The sequence below is a fragment of the Streptomyces sp. TLI_185 genome (assembly GCF_003814765.1).
Taxonomy (GTDB): domain Bacteria; phylum Actinomycetota; class Actinomycetes; order Streptomycetales; family Streptomycetaceae; genus Streptomyces.
This window is the reverse complement of sequence record NZ_RKRB01000001.1, coordinates 3361765-3374811: the sequence shown is the minus strand read 5'-3', so window position 1 is coordinate 3374811 and position 13047 is coordinate 3361765. Positions and strand designations below refer to the sequence as shown.

Below are 13047 nucleotides of genomic sequence, written 5' to 3'. Positions count from 1 at the left end.
AGCGGCTGTCACTAGCCTCGAACACATGACTAGTCAGACCACCATCGACACGACGGGGCCGGGGGACAGGGCAGCGGCAGCCCCGTCGGACGTGCCGCAGGCCTCCGGGCTGCGCGGCCACCCGTGGTTCACCCTCATCACCGTCGCCGTCGGGGTCATGATGGTGGCCCTCGACGGCACCATCGTGGCCATCGCCAACCCGGCCATCCAGAAGGACCTCAAGGCGAGCTTCGCCGACGTCCAGTGGATCACCAACGGGTACTTCCTCGCCCTCGCGGTCTCGCTGATCACCGCGGGCAAGCTCGGCGACCGCTTCGGGCACCGCCAGACCTTCCTGATAGGCGTCGTCGGCTTCGCCGCGGCCTCGGGCGCCATCGGTCTGTCCGGCTCCATCGCCTCGGTCGTCACCTTCCGCGTCTTCCAGGGCCTGTTCGGCGCGCTGCTGATGCCGGCCGCGCTCGGCCTCCTGCGCGCGACCTTCCCGGCCGAGAAGCTGAACATGGCCATCGGTATATGGGGCATGGTCATCGGCGCCTCCACCGCGGGCGGCCCGATCCTCGGCGGCGTCCTGGTCGAGCACGTCAACTGGCAGTCGGTGTTCTTCATCAACGTGCCGGTCGGCGCGATCGCCCTGCTCCTGGGCCTGCTGATCCTGCGCGACCACCGCGCAGAGAACGCCCCTCGCTCTTTCGACCTCCTCGGCATCGCCCTGCTCTCCGGCGCGATGTTCTGCCTGGTCTGGGCCCTGATCAAGGCCCCGAGCTGGGGCTGGGGCGACGGCAAGACATGGACGTTCATAGCCGTCTCGGTCGTCGGCTTCGCCCTCTTCTCCTTCTGGGAGACGAAGGTCAAGGAGCCGCTGATCCCGCTCGGCCTGTTCCGCTCGGTCCCGCTGTCCGCGGGTGTCGTGCTGATGGTCCTGATGGCCATCGCGTTCATGGGCGGCCTGTTCTTCGTGACGTTCTACCTGCAGAACGTGCATGGGATGAAGCCGATCGAGGCCGGCGAGCATCTGCTCCCGCTCACCGGCATGATGATCGTCGGCTCCCCGCTCGCGGGTGCGCTGATCACCAAGCTGGGCCCGCGTATCCCGCTGGCCGGCGGCATGGCTGCCACCGCGATCGCCATGTACGGCATGTCGACGCTGGAGGCGGACACCGGCAGCGCCGTCATGTCCCTCTGGTTCGCCCTGCTCGGTCTCGGCCTCGCGCCGGTCATGGTCGGCGCCACGGAGGTCATCGTCGGCAACGCGCCCATGGAGCTCTCCGGCGTTGCCGGCGGCCTCCAGCAGGCGGCGATGCAGATCGGCGGCAGCCTCGGTACGGCCGTCCTCGGCGCCGTGATGGCGTCCAAGGTCGACAGCGACCTCGCCGGCAACTGGAAGGACGCCGGCCTCCCTCCGCTCAACCCGACCCAGCTGGGCCAGGCCTCCGAGGCCGTCCAGGTCGGTGTGGCCCCGGTCGCCAAGGGCACCCCGGAGGCGATCGCTGCGAAGATCGCGGACGTCGCGCACGACACGTTCATCTCCGGCATGAGCCTGGCGTCCCTGGTCGCCTGCGGGGTCGCGGTCGTGGCGGTCTTCGTCGCCCTGCTCACCAAGCGCGGCGAGAACGCGGAGGCGGGTGCGGGCGCGGCCCACATCTGACGCGGGAAGCCCGGCGAACCTGACGAGTTTTCAACGGACTTCGCCTATCAGGGTGAAGAAGCTAAAGATTCCTCGCATCCGGTGCGCGCCGCAGGCCACAGTGGTCACGCCCTCCACACGGCATGTTCCTCGGGCAAGTTCGTACGGCGTGGAGGGCGACCGGTGCTGCGGCGCGCTGCCGGAGGGGGTCAGCGCGCCGACAGCCCGAGGATTAGGAAGCGCACCGTGGGTACCCGCTCGTTGAACCCCGAACAGACCCCGGGGTTCAGGGAGTTGATGATGGCGGGCTTCGGACACGGAACGCGCAGGTACCCCCGCTCACGTGGCCGTACGTGGTCACGGACCGGGCCGGATCGCGCAACGCTCGGAATCATCGGAGTCATCTGCGCTGTCGCGGGATTCTTCGTGCTGGGGATCATCCTCGGCCCCGTGGCGATCGTCTGCGGCTGGCTCGCAATGGGCCGCACCTGGGCACGCTCAGGTCCCATACCGGCCCTGGTCGCCCTCGTTCTGGGCGCCATCGACACGCTCCTGGCGATCGTGTGGCTCGCCGGAGCGGCAACCCCGGGCAACGGTCTCTTCTGACCCGGGGCGTGTGAGGGAAGCCGCTGCGCCCAAGCCGGCACAGCCGTGGCACGTGTGGGCGCAGCGGCACCCCCGCAAGCGCGGGCAGGCGAAGCATCCCCGCGCCGCAACCCCGTCACGGCGTACCCGACGGCTCCCGCAACGCCGCGACCTCGGCCCGAAGCGCCCGCACCTCCTGCGTCAACGCCTCGATCGCCTCCGTCTGCCGCCGCTCCTCCACATCGTCCTTCTCGAACCGCGCGATGAACCACGCGGCGATGTTCGCGGTGACCACACCCAGCAGGGCTATCCCGGCCAGCATCAGACCGACGGCGATCATCCGCCCCAGCCCGGTCGTCGGTGCATGATCCCCGTACCCCACGGTCGTCATCGTGGTGAACGACCACCACACCGCATCACCCAGCGTCCGGATGTTCCCGTTCGGCGACTCCCGCTCCACCGACAGCACGGCCAGCGACCCGAACATCAGCAATCCGATGACGGCTCCCACGACATACGTCGTCAACTGGATCTGCGAGGCCATCCGGGCCCGCCGTCCGACGAGTATCAGCGTCGACACCATCCGCAGCAGCCGCAACGGCTGAAGCATCGGCAGCACGACCGCACACAGGTCGAGCCAGTGCGTCCGTACGAACTCCTTGGGCTGGGGGGCAAGCCCCGCCCGTACCAGGTAGTCCGTGGCGAACGCCCCCCAGACCACCCACTCCACCACCGTGCACGCGGACGTCAGCGAGTGCCCCGCCGAGTGGTCCACGATCGGCACGGCATACGCGACGGCAAAAGCCACCGCGAGCGCCAGCAGGGGCCGTTGGGTGTACTGCTCCCACCGCCCCTGAGCCGTTTGTTGCTTCATGCCCGCATCGTAAAGAACGAGTAAGGGCGGCGAGACCGATCCGGTCCCGCCGCCCTCGAACCGACCTCGGGATTACGCGTCCCCGCCCGCAGCCCCAGGATCCGCCGCCGAAACATCCAGCAACTGATACCGGTCAATGGCCTGCTTGAGCACAGACCGATCGACCTTCCCCTCCTTGGCCAGCTCCGTCAGCACCGCCACCACGATCGACTGCGCGTCGATGTGGAAGAACCGCCGAGCCGCCCCGCGGGTGTCGGCGAAGCCGAACCCATCGGCGCCCAGGGACTGGTAGGACCCCGGCACCCACCGCGCGATCTGGTCCGGCACCGCCCGCATCCAGTCGGAAACGGCCACGAAGGGCCCCTGCGCGGCCGACAGCTTCTGCGTCACGTACGGGACCCGCTGCTCCTCCTCGGGGTGCAGCAGGTTGTGCCGCTCGACGTCCACCGCCTCGCGCCGCAGTTCGTTCCAGGAGGTCGCCGACCAGACGTCGGCCTTGACGTTCCACTCCTCGGCGAGGATCTTCTGCGCCTCGACGGCCCACGGCACCGCGACGCCGGACGCCATGATCTGCGCCGGGATCGACCCCGAAGTGCCCTCGGAGAGCCGGTGGATGCCCTTGAGGATGCCCTCGACGTCCACGTTCTCCGGCTCGGCCGGGTGCTGGATGGGCTCGTTGTAGACGGTGAGGTAGTAGAAGACGTCCTCGCCGTGCGGGTGTTCCGCGTCCCCGCCGTACATCCGCCGCAGACCGTCCTTGACGATGTGCGCGATCTCGTACGAGTACGCCGGGTCGTACGCGACACAGCCCGGGTTGGTCGAGGCGAGCAGCTGCGAGTGGCCGTCGGCGTGCTGCAGACCCTCACCGGTCAGCGTCGTACGGCCGGCGGTCGCGCCCAGGACGAAACCGCGCGCCAGCTGGTCGGACATCTGCCAGAACTGGTCACCGGTGCGCTGGAAACCGAACATCGAGTAGAAGACGTAGACCGGGATCAGCGGCTCGCCGTGCGTGGCGTACGCCGAACCCGCAGCGATCAGCGAGGCCGTGCAGCCCGCCTCCGAGATGCCGTCGTGCAGCATCTGGCCGGTCGGCGACTCCTTGTACGCGAGCAGCAGATCGCGGTCGACCGCCTCGTACTGCTGGCCGAGCGGGTTGTAGATCTTCGCGCTCGGGAAGAAGGAGTCCATGCCGAACGTGCGGTACTCGTCCGGCGCGATCAGCACGAACCGCTTGCCGAGCTCCTTGTCCCGCATGAGGTCCTTGAGGAGACGTACAAAGGCCATCGTGGTCGCGATCGACTGCTGACCCGAGCCTTTCTTCACAGTCGCGTACGTCTTGTCGTCCGGCAGCGCGAGCGGCTTGGAGCGCACGACGCGCGTCGGGACGTACCCGCCGCACTGCTTGCGGTGGTCGTGCATGTACTGGATCTCTTCCGAGTTCCGCCCCGGGTGGTAGTACGGCGGGAGCCCGCCCTCCAGGTCCTTGTCGGAGATCGGCAGGTGCAGCCGGTCGCGGAAGCGCTTGAGGTCGTCGACCGTCAGCTTCTTCATCTGGTGCGTGGCGTTGCGGCCCTCGAAGTTCGGGCCCAGCGTCCAGCCCTTGATCGTCTTGGCCAGGATCACCGTCGGCTGGCCCTTGTGCGCCTTGGCCGCCGAGAACGCCGCGAAGATCTTCTTGTGGTCGTGACCGCCACGGCCCAGGTGCAGGATCTGGTCGTCGGTCATGCCCTCGACCATCGCGCGCAGCCGCTGGTCGTCGCCGAAGAAGTTCTCGCGGATGTAGGCGCCGGACTCGGTGGCGTACGTCTGGAACTGGCCGTCCGGCGTCGTGTTCATCTTGTTGACGAGGATGCCGTCGCGGTCCTGGGCGAGCAGCGGGTCCCAGGAGCGGTCCCAGATCAGCTTGATCACGTTCCAGCCGGCGCCGCGGAAGACCGACTCCAGCTCCTGGATGACCTTGCCGTTGCCGCGCACCGGGCCGTCCAGGCGCTGCAGGTTGCAGTTGACGACGAAGGTCAGGTTGTCCAGGCCCTCACGGGCGGCGATGGTCAGCTGGCCGAGCGACTCCGGCTCGTCCATCTCGCCGTCTCCGAGGAACGCCCACACATGGGACTTGCTCGTGTCGGCGATCCCGCGCGCGTGCATGTAGCGGTTCATCCGGGCCTGGAAGATCGCACCGATCGGGCCGAGGCCCATCGACACGGTCGGGAACTCCCAGAAGTCCGGCATCGAGCGGGGGTGCGGGTACGAGGACAGCCCGTGCGGGGCCTTCGACTTCTCCTGCCTGAAGCCGTCGAGGTTCTCCTCGCTGAGGCGGTCGAGCAGGAAGGCGCGGGCGTAGATGCCCGGAGAGGCGTGGCCCTGGAAGAAGACCTGGTCGCCGCCGTCTCCCTCGTCCTTGCCGCGGAAGAAGTGGTTGAAGCCGACGTCGTAGAGGGACGCGGAGGAGGCGAAGGTGGCGATGTGGCCGCCGACGCCGATGCCGGGGCGCTGGGCGCGTGAGACCATGACCGCTGCGTTCCAGCGGGTGGCGTTCAGGACCTTGCGCTCGATCTCCTCGTTGCCGGGGAAGAACGGCTCGTCCTTGGTCGCGATCGTGTTGACGTAGTCCGTGCTGCGCATCTCGGGCACGGCCACGCGCTTCTCGCGGGCCCGCTCGATCAGCCGCAGCATCAGGTAGCGGGCCCGCTCACGGCCGCGCTCGTCGACGGCGGCGTCCAGGGAGTCGAGCCACTCCTGGGTCTCCTCGGGATCGAAGTCAGGAACCTGACTCGGAAGGCCGCCAATGATGATCGGGTTGCGATCGGATCCGGAAGCCACGCTGTTCCTTACCTGTCAGAGGGCTGCAATGAGCTGCTTTTCGGTACGCCTGCACCGTTCCCCATCGTGTACCTCGGGGAAGCAAACGTCATCTCTACTGAGAGGTAACCGAGACCTACGTCAGCTCGGACTGGTTCCCAATGCCACAAAGGGGGCAGAAAGGTGTGGTGTAGGTCACTTGTGGCGCCGGTCGCATGCCTGGAGTTGGGGTGACACGGCCAGGATCGTCACCGTTTCGGCGGTCTGAACGGCCGGGTACTTGCGCGATCCGCCCCGCCCGTGTGGACTACGGCCAATGCTTCGCGCACGCGCGTGGCTGAGATACTCACCAAGACATGATCAGGAGGCAACCCGTGAGCGCGACCGCGGACCACGCGGAGACGAGCCCTGCCGTCAGGCTGGGGTTCCAGCCCGAGCAGGTGGTCCAGGAGATCGGCTACGACGACGACGTAGACCAGGAACTCCGCGAGGCCATTGAGCAGGTCATCGGCAGCGACCTTGTGGACGAGGACTACGACGACGTCGCCGATGCCGTGGTGCTCTGGTTCCGCGACGAGGACGGCGACCTGACCGATGTGCTGGTGGACGCCACCACGTACATCGAGGAGGGCGGCTCGATCCTGCTGCTGACGCCGAAGACCGGCCGCGACGGCTACGTGGAGCCGAGCGACATCTCCGAAGCCGCGACGACGGCGGGGCTGTCCGCCTCCAAGAGCGTCAGCGTGGGCAAGGACTGGAGCGGCAGCCGGCTGGTGACGCCGAAGGCCGCGAAGTCCAAGAGGTGACGCTCCGCTGGACCCGCCGGATTCTGGGGGCTGCGCCCCCGGACCCCCCTTCGGCCTGAACGGCCTCGTCCTCAAACGCCGGACGGGCTGAGAATGCTCAGCCCGTCCGTCGGCTTTCTGTGATCGCTGCGTAGGGTGGGTGCCACCCGAACAGCCCCACCGAAAGGGACGTATCCCGATGGCGATCCAGGTCGGCGACAAGGCCCCCGACTTCGAGCTCAAGGACAACCACGGCGCCACCGTGAAGCTCTCCGAGTTCCGTGGCAGCAAGAACGTGGTCCTGCTCTTCTACCCCTTCGCCTTCACCGGTGTGTGCACCGGCGAGCTGTGCGAGGTGCGGGACAACCTGCCGCAGTTCTCCGACCGCGACACCCAGGTGCTCGCCGTCTCCAACGACTCCATCCACACCCTGCGCGTCTTCGCCGAGCAGGAGGGCCTGGAGTACCCGCTGCTGAGCGACTTCTGGCCGCACGGCGAGGTCTCCCGCGCCTACGGCGTCTTCGCCGAGGACAAGGGCTGCGCGGTGCGCGGGACCTTCGTCATCGACAAGGAGGGCGTGGTGCGCTGGACCGTCGTCAACGCGTTGCCGGACGCCCGCGACCTGAACGAGTACGTGAAGGCGCTCGACACCCTGTGATTCTTCGGCTCCAAGCCATGCGTGGGGCGGGAACCCGTCACTAGGATCGAGTCGTTGATCCGGTATCAAACGCACGGCGGGGCTCCCCGCCCCTGGACACCAATGGAGGACTCGTGGGAGTCAGCCTCAGCAAGGGCGGCAACGTATCGCTGACCAAGGAGGCCCCGGGCCTGACCGCGGTCATCGTCGGTCTGGGGTGGGACGTCCGCACCACGACCGGTACCGACTTCGACCTGGACGCCAGCGCACTGCTGCTGAACGCCTCGGGCAAGGTCGGCAGCGACGCCAACTTCGTCTTCTTCAACAACCTCAAGAGCCCGGACGGCTCGGTCGAGCACACCGGCGACAACATCACCGGTGAGGGCGAGGGCGACGACGAGCAGATCAAGATCAACCTCGCGGCCGTCCCGGCCGACGTCGAGAAGATCGTGTTCCCGGTCTCCATCTACGACGCCGAGAACCGCCAGCAGTCGTTCGGCCAGGTGCGCAACGCGTTCATCCGCGTGGTGAACCAGGCGGGCGAGGCGGAGATCGCACGCTACGACCTCTCCGAGGACGCCTCGACGGAGACCGCCATGGTCTTCGGCGAGCTGTACCGGCACGGTGCGGAGTGGAAGTTCCGCGCCATCGGCCAGGGCTACGCCTCGGGCCTGCGCGGCATCGCGCAGGACTTCGGCGTGAACGTCTGAGGTCCGTCAACGGGTCTCGAATCGTCCGGCGCTGCACCGTTTGCGTGCGGCGCCGGACGTGCAGGACAACCAAAGAAGCACCATCTCGGGGAGGACCAGCATCATGGGCGTCACGCTCGCCAAGGGGGGCAATGTCTCCCTGTCCAAGGCCGCACCCAACCTGACCCAGGTGATGATCGGGCTCGGCTGGGACGCGCGCTCCACCACCGGAGCCCCGTTCGACCTCGACGCCAGCGCCCTGCTGTGCGGCGCCGGCAACCGGGTCCTGGGGGACGAGTACTTCGTCTTCTACAACCAGCTCAAGAGCCCGGAGGGCTCGGTGGAGCACACGGGCGACAACCTCACCGGTGAGGGCGAGGGCGACGACGAGTCGATCCTGGTCGACCTGGGCCAGGTGCCCGCCCACTGCGAAAAGATCGTCTTTCCCGTCTCGATCCACATGGCCGACGAGCGCGCCCAGACCTTCGGACAGGTGAGCAACGCCTTCATCCGCGTGGTCAACCAGGCCGACGGCCAGGAGCTCGCGCGCTACGACCTCAGCGAGGACGCCTCCACCGAAACCGCGATGATCTTCGGTGAGCTCTACCGCTACCAGGGCGAATGGAAGTTCCGGGCGGTGGGACAGGGGTACGCGTCTGGGCTGCGTGGCATCGCTCTAGACTTCGGAGTCAACGTTTCGTAAAGGCGAGTACGGCGCGGGGGAGAGACCCGTACCGATACGGATTGGGTAGCCAGTGCTTCTGAAAACCTTCGGCTGGTCGTTCGCGATTACCGCGGTCGGCCTGGCCGTCGCCGTCCTCTACGGGGGGTGGGAGGCCTTCGGCATCGTGGCGATCCTCTCCATCCTCGAGATCTCGCTGTCGTTCGACAACGCGGTGGTCAACGCCGGAATCCTGAAGAAGATGAACGCCTTCTGGCAGAAGATCTTCCTCACGGTCGGCGTCCTCATCGCGGTCTTCGGCATGCGGCTGGTCTTCCCGGTCGTCATCGTCGCGGTCACCGCCAAGAAGAGCCCCATCGACGCCGTCAACCTGGCCCTGACCGACAAGGACCAGTACCAGCAGCTCGTCACCGACGCCCACCCGGCGATCGCCGCCTTCGGTGGCATGTTCCTGCTGATGATCTTCCTCGACTTCATCTTCGAGGACCGGGACATCCAGTGGCTGCGCTGGATCGAGCGCCCGCTGGCCAAGCTCGGCAAGGTCGACATGCTGGCAGTGTGCATCGCCCTCATCGTCCTGCTGGTCACCTCGTTCACCTTCGCGGTCCACGCCCACCAGCACGGCGGCGCGCACGTCGACAAGGCGCAGACGGTGCTGATCTCCGGCATCGCGGGCCTGATCACGTACATGGTCGTCGGCGGACTCTCCGGCTACTTCGAGGACAAGCTCGAGGAAGAGGAGGAGCGGGAGCACGAGGAGCAGGAAGAGGCCGCGCGCACCGGCAAGAAGCGCTCGGCTGTCGTCCTCGCCGGCCAGGCCGCGTTCTTCATGTTCCTCTACCTCGAGGTCCTGGACGCGTCCTTCTCCTTCGACGGTGTGATCGGTGCGTTCGCCATCACCAACGACATCGTGCTGATGGCGCTGGGTCTCGGCATCGGCGCCATGTACGTCCGGTCGCTGACCGTGTACCTGGTCCGCCAGGGCACCCTCGACGACTACGTCTACCTGGAGCACGGCGCGCACTACGCGATCGGTGCGCTGGCCGTGATCCTCATGGTCACCATCCAGTACGAGATCAACGAGGTCATCACCGGCCTCGTCGGTGTCGTCCTGATCGCCTGGTCCTTCTGGTCCTCGGTGCGCCGCAACAAGGCGCTCGCGGAAGCCGAGGGAAAAGCGACGGGCTCGGACGAGAAGACTGAGATCTCGTCCGGGGTGTGACGCACCTGCGGGTGAGGGAACGCTCTGGTGCGGGGCGGCCGGTCTCCGGCCGCCCCGCCGGTTTTTCAAGTGAAGCCGGGTCCAGCGGGACCCGGGCGAATCTGGGGGCGGGAATGGGCTTCTTGGACGGACTCTGGCGCGGACGCGAGGGCGACTTCGACTCGGGCAGCGCGGCCACCAACTCCATCGAGCTGACCAAACGGCACCACCAGGTCTCCCTCACCAAGCAGGGCGCGGCCACCGGGCATCTGCGCGTCAATCTGAGCTGGCGGATGCGGACGTCCGACATCGGCGGCTCGCAGCGGGAGTCCCTGTTCCGCCACCCCTTCAAGGTGCTCAAGCCCGCGGAGGTCATGGGGCACGGCCAGAGCATGGTCAACGTCGACCTCGACCTGGCGTGCCTGTACGAGCTCCAGGACGGCACGAAGGGGGTGGTGCAGCCGCTCGGCAACTACCTCGGGGACGTCAATGCGCCACCGTACGTCAAGCTCAGCGGCGACGACCGTTTCGGGTCGGCGTCCGGCGAGACGATGTACGTCAACCTCGACCACCGGGACGAGATCAAGCGGCTGCTGGTGTTCGTGTACATCTACGACCAGACGCCGGCGTTCGACCGTACGCACGCGATAGTCACGCTGTATCCGAGCAATGGGCCCCGGATCGAGATCCATCTTGATGAGCGGCATCCCCAGGCTCGGTCATGTGCGGTGGTGATGATCGAGAACGTGAAGGGGGAGCTGGTGGTGCGGCGTGAGGTGAAGTTCGTGTACGGGTTCCAGGCGGAGCTGGATCGGTTGTACGGGTGGGGGTTGCAGTGGGGGCGTGGGTACAAGTCCACGGTGGAGAAGTAGGCGCCGGTCGCCCAGGAGCTCGGGACGCGTTGTTTGTGGGCGGCCAAGGGTTGTTCGTGGCTGATCGCACCCACGCGGCGGAGCCGCATGTCAATACGGCCCCGCGCCCCTGAAGGCCGCTCCCCTAACGCCCGATGAACTGTGGCCCCTGCGGCGGGAGACGGAAATCCGGGTTCGGGGCCGGGACCGTCACCGCGGGCGGATAGCCGTAGCCGGTGGCTGCTGCCGCGGGCTGGGGGTAGCCGTAGGCGGGTTGAGTCGCGGGGGGCTGCTGGGGGTAGCCGTAGGCCGGCTGCGTGGGGACCGCTGTGGGCTGTTCCGGGGGGAGGGGCTGGGAGACCTCGGGGGCCGGGTCCTCCGCGGCCTCCGACTCGTCCACCGAGATGCCGAACTCCGTGGCCAGGCCCTTCAGACCGTCCGAGTAGCCCTCGCCCAGGGCGCGGAACTTCCAGAGCTCGTCACGGCGGTACAACTCGCCGCAGATCAGGGCGGTCTCCTGGCCCGTCTGGGGCTTGATGTCGAAGAGGATCAGCGGCTCGTCGGCCGCGCTCGTCGCGTCGTACAGCAGGATGCGCAGCCCCTGTACGCGGTCGAAGGTGACGTCGTCCGCCGAAGCGACCAGGAGAATCCGGCTGACGTCGGCCTCGACTCCGGCCAGATCTGTCTGGATCGTGTCCGTGAGGCCGTCGGCGACACGTTTCTTGCCGAGCCACCTCGCCTTCCCGGAGGGGTGCCGGGGCTGGTTGTAGAAGACGAAGTCCTCGTCGGAGCGCACACGACCGTCGGGGCCGAGGAGCAGCGCCGAGGCGTCGACGTCCGGGACCCCCTGCCCGGGCGTCCAGCGCAGCACGGCGCGCACCGTGGTGGCCTCGAGCGGGACGTTCGACCCCTTCAGCATCGCGTGCGTCATGCGGTCATCCTGCCCTCTCGGTCCTGATCACGACAACGCGGGGGTGGGGGACCCGCGGCCGTGCCGACGGCGCGTCGAATCGCCGTCGACATGGCCGAGTTACCAGAAATTCATGCCCTGCGGGAACCTTTGACACGACTCTCTACGTACTATTACCGGCCACCTATTACCGAATCCATAGCCTTACCGGGCGTCACGGGGGAGTTCTATGCGTCATTTCGGGCACCTCGCCCCGGAGGTGCGGCAGCGCCTCTTCCACCAGGAGCCGTGCGAGTTCGACACGGGCTCCCCGGCCCGGGTGCTCTCCGCGGCCCTGGGCGCCACGCTCTACAGTCCGGCCACGCGGCCGCGGCTCGCCGACGACATCGTCAAGCAGGCCGGACTCGGCGTGGTCTCGATGGTGCTGTGCCTGGAGGACTCGATCGACGACGCGGACGTGGTGGCGGGGGAGGAGAACCTCGTCCGCCAGTTCGCCGACCTGGCCGGGCGGGAAGGAACCGAACTGCCGCTGCTGTTCGTCCGGGTCCGCACGCCCGAGCAGATCCCCGACCTCGTTCAGCGACTGGGGGCGAGCGTCCGGCTGCTGTCCGGATTCGTGCTCCCCAAGTTCACCGAGGAGCGCGGGATCCCCTTCCTGGAGGCCCTGGCGAGCGCCGAGGCCGCGAGTGGCCACCGGCTGTTCGCCATGCCGGTGCTGGAGTCGCCCGAGCTGCTCTACCGCGAGTCGCGGGTGGAGAGCCTGGAGGGCATCGCCCGCGCCGTCGACAAGTACCGCGACCGCGTGCTCGCACTGCGCCTGGGCGTCACCGACTTCTGCTCCTCGTACGGCCTGCGCCGGGCCCCCGACATGACGGCGTACGACGTCCATGTCGTCGCCTCCGTGATCTCCGACGTGGTGAACCTGCTGGGGCGGGCCGACGGCACCGGGTTCACGGTGACCGGTCCGGTGTGGGAGTACTTCCGGGTCCCGGAGCGCATGTTCAAGCCGATGCTGCGGACCAGTCCCTTCCTCGAAGGGCAGGCCGTCGAGCTGCGCGAGAAACTGATTGAGCACGCCATGGACGGGCTGCTGCGGGAGATCTCCCTGGACCAGGCCAACGGCCTGCTGGGCAAGACCTGCATCCACCCCTCCCACGTACTGCCCGTACACGCGCTGTCCGTGGTCAGTCACGAAGAGTTCGGCGACGCCGCGGACATCCTGCGGCCCGAGCGGGGCGGTGGGGGTGTACTGAGGTCGGCGTACACCAACAAGATGAACGAGGTGAAGCCGCACCGCGCATGGGCCGAGCGGACCATGCTGCGGGCCGAGGTGTTCGGCGTCGCCCGCGAGGACGTCAGCTTTGTGGATCTGCTCGCCGCGGGCATTCCCGGCTGAGCCGCACTGTCTAG

Annotated in this window: 12 protein-coding genes; 9 read left to right on the top strand and 3 right to left on the bottom strand. The window is 67.7% G+C overall.

Annotated features, from left to right (window positions below):
* Positions 1–25 precede the first annotated feature (25 nt).
* Positions 26–1645 (top strand): MFS transporter, encoded by a 1620-nt coding sequence (locus EDD92_RS15400; protein WP_123964844.1) that lies wholly within the window; start codon positions 26–28, stop codon positions 1643–1645.
* 276 nt (positions 1646–1921) lie between these two features.
* Positions 1922–2230 carry a small hydrophobic protein gene (locus tag EDD92_RS15395; RefSeq protein WP_123970404.1) on the top strand — a complete coding sequence of 103 codons (309 nt, stop codon included), beginning with the start codon at positions 1922–1924 and terminating at the stop codon, positions 2228–2230.
* A gap of 115 nt (positions 2231–2345) precedes the next feature.
* On the opposite strand, the gene EDD92_RS15390 is transcribed toward EDD92_RS15395, so the two are convergent.
* Both EDD92_RS15390 and aceE read right to left on the bottom strand, forming a co-directional pair.
* Complete coding sequence (locus EDD92_RS15390) at positions 2346–3083, bottom strand: potassium channel family protein (protein ID WP_123964843.1); 738 nt, start codon at positions 3081–3083, stop codon at positions 2346–2348.
* A gap of 72 nt (positions 3084–3155) precedes the next feature.
* Positions 3156–5903, bottom strand: a complete 2748-nt coding sequence (gene aceE / locus EDD92_RS15385) for a pyruvate dehydrogenase (acetyl-transferring), homodimeric type (protein ID WP_123964842.1) — start codon at positions 5901–5903, stop codon at positions 3156–3158.
* Between the two features lie 353 nt (positions 5904–6256).
* Here aceE and EDD92_RS15375 point away from each other — a divergent pair, with 353 nt between their 5' ends.
* From EDD92_RS15375 to EDD92_RS15350, 6 genes are all read left to right on the top strand, one after another.
* A complete protein-coding gene (locus tag EDD92_RS15375; RefSeq protein ID WP_030931848.1) occupies positions 6257–6688 on the top strand; it encodes a DUF3052 domain-containing protein in 432 nt (143 codons plus the stop codon).
* 178 nt (positions 6689–6866) lie between these two features.
* The gene (locus EDD92_RS15370; RefSeq protein ID WP_123964840.1) at positions 6867–7325 is read left to right on the top strand and encodes a peroxiredoxin; all 459 of its coding nucleotides are present in this window, start codon (positions 6867–6869) and stop codon (positions 7323–7325) included.
* Between the two features lie 113 nt (positions 7326–7438).
* A complete protein-coding gene (locus EDD92_RS15365; RefSeq protein WP_030931856.1) occupies positions 7439–8014 on the top strand; it encodes a calcium homeostasis/redox stress adaptation protein in 576 nt (191 codons plus the stop codon).
* Between the two features lie 103 nt (positions 8015–8117).
* Positions 8118–8696 carry a TerD family protein gene (locus tag EDD92_RS15360; RefSeq protein WP_030931861.1) on the top strand — a complete coding sequence of 193 codons (579 nt, stop codon included), beginning with the start codon at positions 8118–8120 and terminating at the stop codon, positions 8694–8696.
* Positions 8697–8748: 52 nt separating this feature from the next.
* Complete coding sequence (locus EDD92_RS15355) at positions 8749–9897, top strand: DUF475 domain-containing protein (protein ID WP_123964839.1); 1149 nt, start codon at positions 8749–8751, stop codon at positions 9895–9897.
* 113 nt (positions 9898–10010) lie between these two features.
* Complete coding sequence (locus EDD92_RS15350; protein ID WP_123964838.1) at positions 10011–10748, top strand: Tellurium resistance; 738 nt, start codon at positions 10011–10013, stop codon at positions 10746–10748.
* Positions 10749–10872: 124 nt separating this feature from the next.
* Here EDD92_RS15350 and EDD92_RS15345 read toward each other — a convergent pair whose 3' ends face one another.
* Positions 10873–11658 carry a TerD family protein gene (locus EDD92_RS15345; RefSeq protein WP_123964837.1) on the bottom strand — a complete coding sequence of 262 codons (786 nt, stop codon included), beginning with the start codon at positions 11656–11658 and terminating at the stop codon, positions 10873–10875.
* Between the two features lie 208 nt (positions 11659–11866).
* On the opposite strand from EDD92_RS15345, the gene EDD92_RS15340 reads away from it, so the two are divergent.
* Positions 11867–13033 carry an HpcH/HpaI aldolase/citrate lyase family protein gene (locus EDD92_RS15340; protein ID WP_123964836.1) on the top strand — a complete coding sequence of 389 codons (1167 nt, stop codon included), beginning with the start codon at positions 11867–11869 and terminating at the stop codon, positions 13031–13033.
* Positions 13034–13047 lie beyond the last annotated feature (14 nt).

Coding starts and splice junctions, on each gene's coding strand:
- EDD92_RS15400 (WP_123964844.1), top strand. CDS start 26: ATGACTAGTCAGACCACCATCGACACGACGGGGCCGGGGGACAGGGCA.
- EDD92_RS15395 (WP_123970404.1), top strand. CDS start 1,922: ATGATGGCGGGCTTCGGACACGGAACGCGCAGGTACCCCCGCTCACGT.
- EDD92_RS15390 (WP_123964843.1), bottom strand. CDS start 3,083: ATGAAGCAACAAACGGCTCAGGGGCGGTGGGAGCAGTACACCCAACGG.
- EDD92_RS15370 (WP_123964840.1), top strand. CDS start 6,867: ATGGCGATCCAGGTCGGCGACAAGGCCCCCGACTTCGAGCTCAAGGAC.
- EDD92_RS15360 (WP_030931861.1), top strand. CDS start 8,118: ATGGGCGTCACGCTCGCCAAGGGGGGCAATGTCTCCCTGTCCAAGGCC.
- EDD92_RS15350 (WP_123964838.1), top strand. CDS start 10,011: ATGGGCTTCTTGGACGGACTCTGGCGCGGACGCGAGGGCGACTTCGAC.
- EDD92_RS15345 (WP_123964837.1), bottom strand. CDS start 11,658: ATGACGCACGCGATGCTGAAGGGGTCGAACGTCCCGCTCGAGGCCACC.
- EDD92_RS15340 (WP_123964836.1), top strand. CDS start 11,867: ATGCGTCATTTCGGGCACCTCGCCCCGGAGGTGCGGCAGCGCCTCTTC.